This window comes from Deferrisoma camini S3R1 (assembly GCF_000526155.1).
Classification (GTDB): Bacteria; Desulfobacterota; Deferrisomatia; order Deferrisomatales; family Deferrisomataceae; genus Deferrisoma; species Deferrisoma camini.
The window spans coordinates 1877443-1890796 of sequence record NZ_JAFN01000001.1; the positions used below are offsets into that span (position 1 = coordinate 1877443).

Below are 13354 nucleotides of genomic sequence, written 5' to 3' on the forward strand. Positions count from 1 at the left end.
CAGGGGAGCCGGGGTTCGGGGTGGCCGCCTCATACCGAGTTGCGTTCAAACCGAGAGTTCTCGGGGGGCGGGGGCAAGAAACCTGCCTCCGACAGGTTCCCTGCCCCTCTGCTCAGGGGTCCAATGGTGTTGAACGCAACTTGGTATCAGTCCACCACGAGCACGTTGGGCTCGATGGCCCCGTACCCCACCAGACGGCGGTACAGGTCCAGGTGCCGGGCCGCCACCAGCGGCCACGCGATCCGCTCGCGCACGTGGCGCCGGGCCGCCTCGCCGCACCGCTCCCGCAGGGCCGGGTCGCCCAGGAGCCGGGAGATCGCCTCCACGAACTCCTCGTCGCTCGCGCACACGAGCCCCGCCCCGGAGTCCGCCAGGGCCCGGCGCATGGACTCGGTGTCGCTGGTGACCACGGGCCGGCCGAACGCCAGGCAGTGGGCGAGCACCCCGCTCTGGGCGTTGATCTCGTAGGGCAGGGCCACCACGTCCGCAGCCGACAGGATCCGGTCGAAGGTCTCCTGGGCCAACTGGCCCCGGATCAGGACGATCTGGTCTCGCACCGGCGAGCTGCGGATCCGGTGGAACAGCATGTCGCGGTACTCCAGGAACTCCTGGCCCCGGATTTTCCCGGCCACCACCAGCAGCGCGTCCGGCACCCGCTCCACCACCCGGGGGAACAGGTCCACGATCCGCTCGAACCGCTTGCTGGGCCGGAAGTACCCGATCATGAGGACGATCGGTCGGTTCTCCGGCAGGCCGAGCTTGCGGCGGGCGTCGGGGTCCGGGTCCACCAGCCGGGCCCCGTGGGGGATCACCCGGATCTTGTCGTCGAACCGTCCCCCGAACTCCCGGTGCAGGGCGTCGCGCTGGTACGGCTCGTGCACGATGGCCGCGTCCGCGTTGGTGAGGATGTTCTCCAGGAGGATCCGGTGGGGCGGGTCGATCCGGGCGTACACGGTGTGAAGCGTGACCACCAGCGGCACGCCCAGCAGCCGGAACCTGAGGAGCAGGGGCACGGCGTTCACCCCGTGGTGCCGGCCGTACATGCCGAACTCGTGCTGTACGTGGACCACGTCGGGGGTGAGCCGCATCATGGCGGAGAACGCCCGCTCGGGCAGGTCCTCGTCCTCGTAGTCGAACACCGGAAACACCCGGGGCCCGGAGCTGCCCAGGTGCCCCACCACGTACACGTCCACCGCCGAGGCTCGCAGGGCCTCGGTCAAATACTGGGTGTACGTGGCGACCCCGCACTCGATGGGCGGGTAGGTCGAGATCATGCCGACGCGCATTCTGGGAACTTCGGTCTTCGGTCGTCGGTCGTCGGGGGTCGGTGGTCGGTCCGGGGCTCAACAGCGGCCGCCGTCAACCCGCGGGAACGCAGCGAGGACGCGGTACGCCTTTGGCCCGTGCCCTCGGGTCAGAACGTACGGCCGGAAATGTGGGTCGCGCAGGGCCGGGTGGCAAGGGGGCGGACGGCGGTCAGCCCCCCCGCGCCCTCACCTTGGCCCAGGTGTCCCGCAGGGTGACGGCGCGGTTGAACACGGGCCGACCGGGTCCGGTGTCGGGGTCGGCAGCGAAGTATCCGAGCCGCTCGAACTGGTAGCGCTCGCCCGGCTCCACGCTCCCGAGGCTCGGCTCGAGCTTGCAGCCCGTCAGAACCTCCAGAGAGTTGGGGTTCAGGTGCTCCCGGAAGTCGTCCTTGAGCCCGTCCGGGTTGGGCTCGGTGAACAGCCGGTCGTACAGGCGCACCTCGGCGTCCACGGCGTGGGCGGCCGAAACCCAGTGGAGCGTGGCCTTCACCTTGCGCCCGTCCGGCGCGTCGCCCCCGCGGGTGGCGGGGTCGTAGGTGCACCGCAGCTCGACCACCTCGCCGTTCTCGTCCTTGACCACGTCGGTGCACCGGACGAAGTACGCGTAGCGCAGCCGCACCTCCCGGCCCGGGGCCAGCCGGAAGAACTTCTTGGGCGGGTCCTCCATGAAGTCGTCCCGCTCGATGTACAGCACCCGGGAGAACGGCACCTTCCGGGTGCCGGCCGAGGCGTCCTCCGGGTTGTTCACGGCCTCGAGCTCCTCCACCTGGCCCTCGGGGTAGTTCTCGATCACCACCCGCAGGGGCCGCAGCACGGCCATGCGCCGCTCGGCCCGGCGGTTCAGGTCCTCGCGCAGGCAGTGCTCCAGCAGGGCCACGTCCACCACGCTGTCCTTTTTGGCCACCCCGATCCGGCTGCAGAAGTCCCGGATGGCCTCGGGCGTGTACCCCCGGCGGCGTAGCCCCGCGATGGTGGGCATCCGCGGGTCGTCCCAGCCCGCCACCCGCCCCTCCTGCACGAGCTGGGTGAGCTTGCGCTTGCTCATCACGGTGTACGTGAGCCGCAGCCGGGCAAACTCGATCTGCCGGGGGTGGTGCACGCCCAGGGCGTCGAGGAACCAGTCGTACAGGGGCCGGTGGTCCTCGAACTCCAGGGTGCAGATCGAGTGGGTGATGCCCTCGATCGAATCGGACTGGCCGTGGGCCCAGTCGTAGGTGGGGTAGAGGCACCAGGCGTCGCCCGTGCGGTAGTGGGTGGCCCGCTTGATCCGGTACATGACCGGGTCGCGCAGGTTCAGGTTGCCCGAGGCCATGTCGATCTTGGCCCGGAGCACCTTGCTCCCGTCGGGGAACTCGCCCCGGCGCATCCGCTCGAACAGGTCCAGGTTCTCCTCCACCGACCGGTTCCGGTAGGGGCTCTCGCGGCCGGGCTCGGTCAGGGTGCCCCGGTAGGCCCGGATCTCCTCTGGGGAGAGGTCGTCCACGTAGGCCTTTCCCTTCTTGATCAACTCCACGGCCCACTCGTAGAGCCTGTCGAAGTAGTCCGAGGCGAAATACAGGTGCTCGCCCCAGTCGAACCCGAGCCAGCGCACGTCCTCCTGGATGGCCCGCACGTACTCCATGCTCTCGGTCTCGGGGTTGGTGTCGTCCAGGCGCAGGTGGCACCGGCCCCCGAACTCCTCGGCCAGGCCGAAGTTGAGGCAGATGCTCTTGGCGTGGCCGATGTGCAGGTACCCGTTGGGCTCCGGCGGAAACCGGGTCACCACCTCCCGGTACCGGCCCTCGGCCAGGTCGGCCCGAACGATGTCCTTGATGAAGTGGGAGGGCGCTTCGTCGCGTCGTTCGGCGTCGGACATGGGAAATCGCTCCGTGATCAGGATGAAAAGCTTGAAAGCTGGAAAGCTGGGAGGCTAGAAGGCCACCCCCCCCGGGCCTTCGGCCCGCCCCCTACACCACTCCCCCCAGGTACAGGAACGCCACGTACGCGCAGTACCCCCCCAGCAGCACGGCCCCCTCGGCCCGGGAGATCCGCGAGCCGGTGCGGCAGATGGGCAGCAGGGCCAGGGTGAACCCGGCCAGCACCGGATACTGTAGCACGAAGAACGATCCCCCCACCCGGATCGGGTCCAGCAGGGCGGCCACCCCCAGGATGCCCAGCAGGTTGAACAGGTTCGATCCCAGCACGTTGCCCACGCTGATGTCGTCCTCGCCCCGGGCCACGGCCACCAACGAGGTGGCCATCTCCGGCAGGCTGGTGCCCACGGCCACCATGGTCAGTCCCACGATCACCTGCGGCACCCCCAGGATCCGGGCCGCCGTGACCCCGCCGTGCACCAGGAGGTGCCCGCCCAGCACCACTCCCCCGAGCCCCGCGGCCACGAACCCGGCGTCGAGCCCCCGGCGCAGGAGCGTGGGCGAGGCCCCCCGGTACCGGGACTGGATCTCGTCCGGCGCCCGTCGCTCCACCACGATGCTCCAGTACAGGAACCCCGCGAATCCGGCCAGGAGCACCAGGCCGTCGGCCCGGCCCAGGCCCCCGTCCAGGCTGAGGAGCACCACCAGCACGACCGCGGCCATCCCCAGGGGCACCTCCCTCCGGATCATGGTGAACTCTACCGCCAGGGACCGGACCACCGTGGACATCCCCAGGATCAGGCCGATGTTGGCGATGTTCGAGCCCACCACGTTTCCCAGGGCGATGTCCCCGTTGCCTCCCAGAGCGGCCGTCACCGTGACCACCAGCTCGGGCAGGCTGGTTCCGAACGCCACCACCGTGAGCCCGACCACGGCCGGGGCCACCCCGAACCCCCGGGCCAGGCTCGACGCGCCCCGGATCAGCAAGGTCGCGCCCAGGTAGAGCAGCACCGACCCGACCCCCACCTGCAGGAGCGCTGGGATCACCGGGACTCCTCCGCGGCCGACGTCTTCCCCGCGCGGGCGAGGACCTCCAGGTGCTTGAGGTGCTCCACCTCGCCGATCACGATCAACCGATCGCCGGCCTCCGGGCAGGTGCGGGCCGAGGGGTTGAACTCCATGCGTCCGCTGCGGCGCTTGATGGCCACCACCATGACGTCGTGCTCGGAGCGGATCGGGCTCTCGGCCAGGGGCACCCCGGCCAAGGGCGACCCCTCGGACACCAGCACCTCCTCCATCTGAAGCCCCAGGCTCTCGGAGGTGGTGGCCAACTCGATGAAGTCGATCACGCTGGGCCGCAGCACCGCCATGGCCATGCGGGTCCCGCCGATGATGTAGGGCGACACCACCCGGTCCGCCCCCGCCTGCAGCAGCTTCCTCTTGCTGCGCTCCTCCTCGTACCGGGCCAGGATGAACAGGTCGGGATTCAGCCCCCGGGCGGTCAGGGTGACGAACAGGTTGTCGGCGTCGGAATGCAGGGCGGTCACCAGCCCCTTGGCCCGCTCGATCCCCGCCCGGATCAGCACCTCCTCCTCGGTGGCGTCGCCCACCACCACGGGGTAGTGATCCGGGATCTTCACCACCTGGGCCTCGTCCCGCTCCACCACCACGAACGTCAAGGGCCTGCGCTCGAACTCCTGGGCCACCAGTTTGCCGATCCGGCCGAAGCCGCAGATCACGTAGTGGTCGCGGAGCCTTCGGATCTTCGACATCTTGCGTCTCCTCCCGAGCAGGGCCTGGACCTCCCCCTCCACCACCATCCGGCCCAGGGTACCCACGGCGTAGGTCATGAGCCCGACCCCCGCCACGATGAGGAACATCGTGAACATCCGCCCCCCGGGGCTCAGCGGCCGCACCTCGCCGTAGCCGATGGTGGACACGGTGATGATCACCATGTACAGGCTGTCCTCCCACGGCCAGCCCTCGATCCATCGGTACCCGCAGGTGCCCACGGCCAGGATGCCGAACAGCAGCCCGAGGATCCGGGTCAGATGGACCCGACCCCTCACGGCCGCGGCTCCCGGCCGGCCGAGGGTTTGACGCACCGCCCCCGGCTCCCTATAGTGGCGTGTTTCCCGTTGCCAGGCCCGACCGATCCACGGGACGGCCGGGCCATCCCTTCAGAGAACCTCATCCAAAGGAAGTACATGCACCTCACCGACAAGCGTTTCACCGAGTTCGACCTTCCCCCGGAGCTCCAACAAGGCATCGCCGACTGCGGATTCACCCACCTCACCCCCGTGCAGGCCCGGAGCCTGCCGCTGACCCTCGAGGGCCGCGACACGGCCGTGCAGGCCCAGACCGGCTCCGGCAAGACAGCGGTGTTCCTCATCACCATCTTCAACCACATGCTCCGCACCCCCCGCCGGAAGACCCGGGGGGTGTGCCCGCGGGCGCTGGTGCTCACCCCCACCCGGGAGCTGGCGGTGCAGGTGGCCCAGGACGCCCAGGACATCGGCCGGCACCTGCCGTTCCGGGTGATCGCGGCCTACGGCGGCGTGGACTACCAGAAGCAGCGCCAGGCCATTGCCGAGGGGGTGGACCTGCTGATCGGCACGCCGGGCCGCCTGATCGACTACCTGAAGCAGAAGGTCTACCACCTGCGGGACGTGGAGCTGGCGGTGATCGACGAGGCCGACCGGATGTTCGACATGGGGTTCATCGGCGACATCCGTTACCTGCTGCGCCGCATGTCCCGCTACGACCGGCGCCAGAGCCTGCTCTTTTCCGCCACCATCTCCGACCGGGTCATGGAGCTGTCGTACGAGTACATGAACGTGCCGGAGCTGGTGGAGATCACCCCCGACAAGGTGGTGGCCGAGAAGGTGGAGCAGGTGCTCTACCACGTATCGTCGGCCGAGAAGACCTCGCTCCTGCTCGGTCTGTTGAAGCGGGAAGACTGGACCAAGGCGCTGGTGTTCGTCAACACCAAACGGGCCGCCGCGCGGCTGAAGCCGGTGCTCGACGCGGCGGGCCACCCGGCCGCGGTCCTGAGCGGCGACGTGAGCCAGCCCCAACGCCTCAAGATCCTGCGGCGGTTCATGGCCGGCGAGATCCGGGTCCTGGTGGCCACCGACGTGGCCAGCCGGGGCTTGCACGTGGAGGGCATCAGCCACGTGTTCAACTACGACCTGCCGCTGGAGGCCGAGGACTACGTCCACAGGATCGGCCGCACGGCCCGGGCCGGTGCCTCGGGCAGGGCCGTGAGCCTCGCCTGCGAGGACTACGTGTTCGGCCTGGACGCCATCGAGGAGTACATCGGCCACAAGGTGCCGGTGGCCTGGCCCGAGGACGACTGGTTCGAGCCTGTGCCCCAGGTCAAACGCCCCCCCCGGCCCAGGGGCCGGTCCCGCTCCGGCGGGCCCCGAGGGCGGGGAGGTCGGAAGCGGGGCTAGCGCTTCACTCCCTGCCGGATCCACCCCCGGATCCGGTCGATGTCGGCCCGCCCCAAGGGATCCGCACCCAGGGGCATGCGGGGGGTGTCTCCTCCCGCGGAGATCCGGTCCACCAGGTAGCTCGAGTCCGGGTCTCCGGGCACCACCCGCTTGCGGTCGGGCCGGCGGTGGGCCGGTGCGTCCACCAGGTCGGAGTACGCCCGCTCGTCCCCCAGGTGCAGCCCACCGGCGGGCCGGTCGCCCGAGTGGCAGCCGGCGCCGGCGCAGTGGGGCTCCAACACCTCGGCCACCAGGGCGGCGAACTCCCCGCCGGCCCCCTCCGCGGGCGTCTCCGGGGCCGGCTGGCATCCCGCGGCCAGGGCGGCCACGGCCGCCCAACCGATCCAGATCCTTCTCAAGCCGCCTCTCCCCTCCCCTGGGCCCTCCACAGGGACACGATCCGGTCCAAGATCTCCTGCTTGGCCCTGAGCATCTCGTCCTTGGAGCGGCACGCCACCCGGCCGGCCCCCGCGCCGGGGTGGCCGTCGCCGATGTTGAGGGTGCGCATGATCTCGCCCACGTCGCGGCCAGCTCCCTCCCGGTTCTCTCGGATCGTCAGCGACATCGAAACCGACAGGTCGTTGGTCTTGCGGCCGTTCCGAAAGGCGCACTCCACCGAGACCACGGCCCGGGCCTCGGGGTAGAGGACCTGGGCCAGGTTCTTCCACACGAACGGCCTGCGGTTGTGGCGCGTCAGGTCCACCAGCACGATCGCGGGCTCGGCCTCCAGGGGCCGGGCGTCCTGCTCCAGGAGCCGGAGCATCCGCTCCTCCTCCTGCCGATACGCCTCGTAGCGGCGGCGCACCGCTTTCGCCCGGGCGGTCTTCTCGAGCCCGTGGTCCCGCAGGGCGTACACCAGCTCCCGGTAGAACCGGTTGCGCTGGCTCGGGGACCGGAACTCCCCCTTCATGGCGTTCGAAACCACGTGGGCGGGCGTTTCGGCCCGCCACTCCTCCACGGTGGCGTAGTCGAAGCTGTCCACCACGTCCACGGCGTCCACCAGCGCGGCGAAGTGGTCGGGTAGCCTCCGCCCCTCGTCCCGCAGATAGCCGTACACCACCCGCGCGCACGACTTCTCCGGCGCGAACCGGCCCGGAATCGAAGCGGGGTCGAGCCCCCGGTGCTCCAGGTCGGCCAGATTGCCTTGGTGGTGATCGAACCACAGGCCGCACTCCACCGGGTACGGCAGGTCGCACACGATGTCCCGGGCCGTGATGGTCACCCGGGCCTGCTGCACCAGCACGGGCCCGGTGAAGAAGATCCGGTTCACCCCGTAGGCCTTGGAGCACAGGGCGGCCGAGGCCACGCCGTCGAGGTCGTTGTGGGTCACGATGGTCTGGAACATGGCTCGCGCGGCTCCTCCATTCGTTTCAGGCGCACCAGGATCTCCTCGATCACGGCCTCGCGCACCACCCCCAGGGGCACCGGCGCGTGGTCGGCGACCCGGGTCATGGGAACCCCGGTGAGCCCGCAGGGGGTGAAATGACGGTACACCCGGAGATCGTTGACCACGTTCACCGCGATGCCGTGGCGGGTGATCCACCGCCGCACGGCCACCCCGATCGAGGCCACCTTGGCCGCCCCGATGAACACGCCCACGGGGTCCCGGCCCGGCTGGGCCGGGATGCCGAACCGCTGCAGGGCCGCCGCGGCTGCGTCCTCCAAGGCGTGCACGTAGGCCCGCACGTCCCGGCCCCGGCGCCGCAGGTCCACGATGGGGTACACCACCACCTGGCCGGGCCCATGGTACGTGGCCCGCCCGCCCCGGTCCACCGGGACCACCTCGACCCCTCGGGCCCGCCACTCCTCGGCCGGGAGCCCCGCGTCCCCGGGCTGGGTCGAGCGGCCCAGGGTGATCACGGGCGGGTGCTCCAGGGCCAGGATCAGCTCGGGGCCCTCTCCCCGGAGCAGGGCCTCGCCCAGGCGCTTTTGGAGCTCCCAGGCCTCCCGAAACCCCACCCGGCCCAGGCGCCGGACCTTGGGGCCGGTCACGCGGCCTCCGGCCGGATTCGGGCCACTACCTGATCCGGGGACACCCGGGCCCCCGGCTCCGCGAGGACCTCGATCACCACCCCGTCCACCTCGGCCTCCACCTCAAACACGGCCTTGTCCGTCTCCACCTCGAACAGCACGTCGCCGTCGCGCACCCGGTCGCCCTCGGCCACGTGCCACGCCACCAGCACGGCCGTGGCCACGTCGTCCCCCAGCCGGGGCACCCGTACTTCCACCCACTCGCTCACGTCGTCTCCTCCTGGCAACTTCGGTCTTCGGTCGACGGTCGTTGGTCGAAAACCGTGAGCCCCGGGCAGACCCCCAAGCCTGGGAGCATGGGGTCTGCCGGAGAGCCGGGCGCGGCCCCTACTGCCAAGTTGCGTTCCAACCAAGATCCATCCGGGGGTCGGGGCAAAGGGGCCTGGTGGAGCGCCGGGCGTGGCTCCCACAGTCGCTGCCCCCGGCACTCAGCCGATACCCGCTCTGCCGGTGACCCGAAATGCATTGCCAACGTTCGCTTTCCTACCGTTCCTGGGACACTCGGGCTGAGTGTCGGGGACAGCGTGAGTCGGATGCTGCACTCACGCACGGCCGGGACCAGGCCCCTTGCCCCGCCGGTTCAGAGGTCTGATGGCTTTGAACGCAACTTGGTATGAAACCCTTGCCCTCCGCCCAGGCAAAGCGCCTATTTTGTCGCCGGGGCCGCCAGGCCGGCGGCGATGCGGCGGGCCAGGTCGTCCGGGGCCAGCCGGCAGCCGTGGTCTTTGAGGTTCGTCAGAAACTCCCCGTGGGGCCGGCCCCGCCGGTACCCGGGCTCCCGGGGCGGATGGGGAAGATAGCGGTCCACCAGCGAGAGGTCCATGTCCACGAGCAGGCTCGCCTGGTACAGGAACCCGCCCCGCCGGGCGAACACGCTCGACCCCAGCACCTTGCGGTCGCCCACGCACAGGTCGCCCGTGCCCCGGGCCGCGAGCTCCACCCCGGCCGCCCGACCGATCACCCCGGCCAGGGCCTCCACGGTCCGGGCCATCCGGGGGGCCACCCGAACCGGGTCCTCCAAGGGCTCCGACACACTCACCACCACGCACCCCGGGGCCAGCACCACCGTGCCCCCGCCGCCCCGGCGGCGGTACACGGGAACCCCGTCGGCCGCACACCGCGCCGCGTACACCTCCTCGTCCACCCGGCCCGACCGGCCCAGCACCACGCACACCTCCCGCACCGGCCAAACCCGCACCCCGCCGCCGGCGTCGAGCACGGACGGGGCCAGCAGATCCTCGTCCCAGGCGATCGGCACGACCGTCGCGGCCGACGGTGAGCTCACGGCCCGCACCTCAGCGCCTCGAGCTTCCGCTGGAACTCCACCGGGTCCTTAGGGGTGCCCGCCACCATGGCCCGGCCCGGGAGCCAGGCCCGTTCGATCCGCAGGCACAGGAACCGCAGCGCCGCCCGGCGCAGCCACGGCCCGAGGGCGGCCGGGTCCAGGGCTGCGGGCGCCTCCCCGTTGTAGCCCCGCAGCAGGGCCCACACCCGGTCCGGATCCGGCCCCTGCTCCGCCCAGGCCGCGTCCAGGATCGTCACGGCCGGATCGTAGGGCAGCGGACCCCGGCCGGCCATGTGGAGGTCCAGCACGGCCCGCACCTCCGGGCCGCCCGGCTCGAACAGCACGTTGTCCAGGAACAGATCGCCGTGGACCAGCCCCCACGGCACCGCGTCCTCCGGCACCCCCTCCTGGAACGCGGCCTCGTCCCGAAGCAGGGCTGCCACCTCCGGACGGGCCGGCTCCAGGGCCGCGGCCACGGCCCGGGCCAGCTCCGCGAGCTCGGCCGCGACCTGGGGGCCCTGCCGGCTCACCCCCAGGCCCTGCCCCTGCCGGTGGAGCCGGCCCAGGCACCGCCCCAGGGCCTCCAGCCGCTCGGGCCGGGGCCGCAGGTCCATCTCCCCCTCCACCCACGGCACCACCACCGCCGGCCGCCCGGCCAGGGTGCCCACCAGGCCCTCGGGGCCTTCTACCGGCTCGGGGCACGGAACCCCTCGCCGCGCCAACTCCCGGGCCAGGGCCATGGTCTCCCGGGCCCGGTCAAGGGTCTCGCGCTCGAGCAGCGTGAGCACGTACCCGCGGCCCCCGGCCCGAACCCGGTAGTTGGTGTTCTCGATGCCCTGGCCGATCGGCTCCAGGGCCTCCAGGGGGCCGATCCCCCGGGCCGCCAGGAACCGCCCGGCCTCCTCGGCCGAGACCTCCGTGTATACCGCCACGGTTCACACCCTAGTGTCGTGTTCGGAAATCTCGCGGTGTTCCCCGGGGGGCAAGGGACCTGCCGGAGAGCCGGGTGCGGCCCCTTAGCTCGCCGCGCAGCGCCTCTGACGCTCGAACCGCGAAATGGTTTGGATTCCACCAAGCTGTCATGAAACCAGCACTTCGGTCCCGTGCCTGCGCGGCGAATCTCGATGCCCGGCTTCGCGCCCGGCCGGAGGCAGGTCCCTTGCCCCGCCCGCCGAAGTGCCGCGCCTATTTTGCCGCCAGGCTCATAGTCACCGCGTTGGCCAGCCGCACCCAGGTCTCGGCGTCCAGGGCCTCGGCCCGCTCCCGGCCCGTCAGCCCGGCGGCCTCCAGGCAGGCCACCGGGTCCGGCACCACGCCGGCCAGCGCGTTCCGGAGCATCTTCCGGCGCCGGCCGAACCCCGCCCGCACCACCCGCCAGAGGGCCTCCTCGTCGTCCAGGGGCGCGATCGGGGCGGGCAGCACGTCGAGCCGGATCACCTGGCTCTCCACCCTGGGCGGGGGGGTGAACGCCCCCGGCCCCACCCGCAGGACGGAACGGATCCGGCAGAAGGTCTGGGCCAGCACGCTCAGGCCGCCCCGGGCCCGGGTGCCCGGCCGGGCCAAGATCCGCTCGGCCACCTCCCGCTGGATCATGACCGTGATCGAGGGGAACGCCCGGCGCTCCCGCAGCAGCTTGGCCAGGAGCGGTCCGGAGATGTTGTAGGGCAGGTTCCCGACCAGGCGCAGGGGCCCGCCGGCCCCCTCGGCCAGGGTCGGGTAGTCCACGGCGAGGGCGTCGGCCTCGATCACCTCCAGCCCCTGCCAGCCGAGCGCCCGCAGCCGCGCCACCATACGGCCGTCGGCCTCCACCGCCCACACCCGGGCCCCGTCGTCCAGGAGCGCCCGGGTCAGGCCCCCCGGGCCGGGGCCGATCTCCAGCATCCGCTCCCCCGGGGCCGCCCCGGCCGCCTCGGCGATGCGCCGGATGATCCCCTGGTCGTGGAGGAAGTGCTGGCCCAGGCTCTTCTTGGCCGGGGGCACCGGCGGGGTCGCCCTCACAGGTCCTCCAGGTGCCAGGTGGGCACCGCGTCCAGGTCGGGGCCGGACCGGTGGCCTTGCAGGAAGCGGTGGAGCCCGGCCGCCGCCACCATGGCGGCGTTGTCCGTGCACAGCCGGGGCCGGGGAAGCACCAGCCGGACCCCCAGCCTGTCGGCCAGCTCCGCCGCCCGCTCGCGCAGGCGGCTGTTGCACGCCACCCCCCCGCACACCACCAGGCAGGCGGCGCCGGTGCGCTCCAGGGCGGTGCGGGCCTTGGCCAGCAGGGTGTCCACCACCGCCTCCTGGAACGAGGCGCAGGTGTCCCACAGGTCCTGCTCGGTGAGTCCCTTGAGGAACCGCTCCCGGTGGGTGCGCACCGCGGTCTTGAGGCCCGAGAACGAGAAGTCCAGCCGCCCGCTCCCCATCATGGGCCGGGGGAACGCGAACCGCTCCGGGTCGCCCTGCCGGGCCAGGCGGTCCACCACCACCCCGCCCGGGTAGCCGAGCCCCAGGAGCTTGGCCACCTTGTCGAACGCCTCGCCGGCCGCATCGTCGAGGGTCTGGCCCAGGAGCCGGTAGGTGCCCCGGCGGGGGCTCTGGTACAGGGCCGTGTGCCCCCCGGACACCACGAGCCCCACGAAGGGAAACTCCAGGTCGTGCTCCAGGAACGCCGCGGCCAGGTGGGCCTCCAGGTGGTTCACCCCCACCAGGGGAAGCCCCCGGGCCCAGGCCAGGGCCTTGGCGAACGACAGCCCCACCAGCAGGGCCCCCACCAGCCCCGGCCCCCGGGTCACGGCCACGGCGTCGAGCCCCTCGAGCCCCACCCCGGCCTGCCGGAGCGCCTGGCGCACCACGGGCACCACGGCCTCGGCGTGGGCCCGGCAGGCGATCTCGGGCACCACCCCGCCGTACTCGGCGTGGAGCTCCGCCTGGCTCGCCACCACGTCGGACAGGAGCTCCTGTTCCCCGCGCAGCACGGCTGCGGCGGTCTCGTCGCACGAGGTCTCGATGGCCAGGATGGTCGGTGGTTGGCGGTCGGCTGTCGGCATGTCGGTCCGGTTCGGCTAGAAAGCGGGAAGCCCCCATCGGCCCTGAGGGGCCCTACAACGGAGACGGGTAACTTGTGTTGGTCCAGGCCGGTGCCGGCGGCGGGCATGGGGCCTGCTTCCGGCCGCGCGCGAAGCCGAGCATGAGATTCGCCGCGCAGGCACGGGGCATCAGCGATGGCTTCATGACAGACCGGCCGACACGAACGATTTCACGGTGCGAACGTTGGAGGCGCTGCGCGGCGAGCCAGGGAGCCGCACGCGGCTCTCCAGCAACCCCCATGCCCCCGACTCCGATATCGAGACGAGCTTTCGACCGACGACCAACGACTGACGACCAACGACCGAAGTTGCTGGAAAG

The 13354-nt window shown here is 71.6% G+C and carries 13 protein-coding genes; 1 reads left to right on the forward strand and 12 read right to left on the reverse strand.

The genetic code is table 11. The features are described from left to right. Window positions 1–146 precede the first annotated feature (146 nt). The 4 genes from DEFCA_RS0108275 to DEFCA_RS0108290 form a co-directional block, all read right to left on the reverse strand. Complete coding sequence (locus DEFCA_RS0108275) at window positions 147–1286, reverse strand: glycosyltransferase (protein WP_025322558.1); 1140 nt, start codon at window positions 1284–1286, stop codon at window positions 147–149. 190 nt (window positions 1287–1476) lie between these two features. Then, window positions 1477–3162 carry a glutamine--tRNA ligase/YqeY domain fusion protein gene (locus tag DEFCA_RS0108280; protein ID WP_025322559.1) on the reverse strand — a complete coding sequence of 562 codons (1686 nt, stop codon included), beginning with the start codon at window positions 3160–3162 and terminating at the stop codon, window positions 1477–1479. A 91-nt stretch (window positions 3163–3253) separates the two neighbouring features. Next, on the reverse strand, window positions 3254–4207 hold the full coding sequence (locus DEFCA_RS0108285; protein WP_025322560.1) for a calcium/sodium antiporter: 954 nt from the start codon (window positions 4205–4207) through the stop codon (window positions 3254–3256). Then, the gene (locus DEFCA_RS0108290) at window positions 4204–5265 is read right to left on the reverse strand and encodes a potassium channel family protein (protein WP_169709510.1); all 1062 of its coding nucleotides are present in this window, start codon (window positions 5263–5265) and stop codon (window positions 4204–4206) included. Before DEFCA_RS0108290 ends, DEFCA_RS0108285 begins: the two co-directional genes overlap by 4 nt. Window positions 5266–5367: 102 nt before the next feature. Between DEFCA_RS0108290 and DEFCA_RS0108295 the strand changes: the two genes are divergently transcribed. Beyond that, a complete protein-coding gene (locus tag DEFCA_RS0108295) occupies window positions 5368–6615 on the forward strand; it encodes a DEAD/DEAH box helicase (protein WP_025322562.1) in 1248 nt (415 codons plus the stop codon). Here DEFCA_RS0108295 and DEFCA_RS22210 read toward each other — a convergent pair. The 8 genes from DEFCA_RS22210 to tsaD form a co-directional block, all read right to left on the reverse strand. Continuing rightward, window positions 6612–7013: a c-type cytochrome domain-containing protein gene (locus DEFCA_RS22210; protein ID WP_025322563.1), complete on the reverse strand. Its 402-nt coding sequence runs from the start codon at window positions 7011–7013 to the stop codon at window positions 6612–6614. The genes DEFCA_RS0108295 and DEFCA_RS22210 overlap by 4 nt on opposite strands. Next, a complete protein-coding gene (locus DEFCA_RS22215) occupies window positions 7010–7999 on the reverse strand; it encodes a hypothetical protein (protein WP_025322564.1) in 990 nt (329 codons plus the stop codon). Before DEFCA_RS22215 ends, DEFCA_RS22210 begins: the two co-directional genes overlap by 4 nt. Then, on the reverse strand, window positions 7981–8646 hold the full coding sequence (gene lipB, locus DEFCA_RS0108310; protein WP_025322565.1) for a lipoyl(octanoyl) transferase LipB: 666 nt from the start codon (window positions 8644–8646) through the stop codon (window positions 7981–7983). The genes DEFCA_RS22215 and lipB overlap by 19 nt, the downstream gene beginning before the upstream one ends. Continuing rightward, complete coding sequence (locus tag DEFCA_RS0108315) at window positions 8643–8894, reverse strand: lipoyl domain-containing protein (RefSeq protein ID WP_245693452.1); 252 nt, start codon at window positions 8892–8894, stop codon at window positions 8643–8645. The genes lipB and DEFCA_RS0108315 overlap by 4 nt, the downstream gene beginning before the upstream one ends. A gap of 437 nt (window positions 8895–9331) precedes the next feature. Continuing rightward, the gene (locus DEFCA_RS0108320) at window positions 9332–9970 is read right to left on the reverse strand and encodes a lipoyl protein ligase domain-containing protein (protein WP_169709511.1); all 639 of its coding nucleotides are present in this window, start codon (window positions 9968–9970) and stop codon (window positions 9332–9334) included. After that, on the reverse strand, window positions 9967–10902 hold the full coding sequence (locus DEFCA_RS20545) for a homoserine kinase (RefSeq protein ID WP_025322568.1): 936 nt from the start codon (window positions 10900–10902) through the stop codon (window positions 9967–9969). The genes DEFCA_RS0108320 and DEFCA_RS20545 overlap by 4 nt, the downstream gene beginning before the upstream one ends. 253 nt (window positions 10903–11155) lie before the next feature. Then, window positions 11156–11968 (reverse strand): 16S rRNA (adenine(1518)-N(6)/adenine(1519)-N(6))-dimethyltransferase RsmA, encoded by an 813-nt coding sequence (gene rsmA / locus DEFCA_RS0108330; protein ID WP_025322569.1) that lies wholly within the window; start codon window positions 11966–11968, stop codon window positions 11156–11158. Further along, window positions 11965–12996 carry a tRNA (adenosine(37)-N6)-threonylcarbamoyltransferase complex transferase subunit TsaD gene (gene tsaD, locus DEFCA_RS0108335; RefSeq protein ID WP_029733796.1) on the reverse strand — a complete coding sequence of 344 codons (1032 nt, stop codon included), beginning with the start codon at window positions 12994–12996 and terminating at the stop codon, window positions 11965–11967. The genes rsmA and tsaD overlap by 4 nt, the downstream gene beginning before the upstream one ends. Between the last annotated feature and the right edge of the window lie 358 nt (window positions 12997–13354).

Excerpts from the sequence above, each read along its gene's own strand:
- DEFCA_RS0108275 (WP_025322558.1), bottom strand. The coding sequence starts at position 1,286 with ATGCGCGTCGGCATGATCTCGACCTACCCGCCCATCGAGTGCGGGGTC.
- DEFCA_RS0108280 (WP_025322559.1), bottom strand. The coding sequence starts at position 3,162 with ATGTCCGACGCCGAACGACGCGACGAAGCGCCCTCCCACTTCATCAAG.
- DEFCA_RS0108295 (WP_025322562.1), top strand. The coding sequence starts at position 5,368 with ATGCACCTCACCGACAAGCGTTTCACCGAGTTCGACCTTCCCCCGGAG.
- DEFCA_RS22215 (WP_025322564.1), bottom strand. The coding sequence starts at position 7,999 with ATGTTCCAGACCATCGTGACCCACAACGACCTCGACGGCGTGGCCTCG.
- tsaD (WP_029733796.1), bottom strand. The coding sequence starts at position 12,996 with ATGCCGACAGCCGACCGCCAACCACCGACCATCCTGGCCATCGAGACC.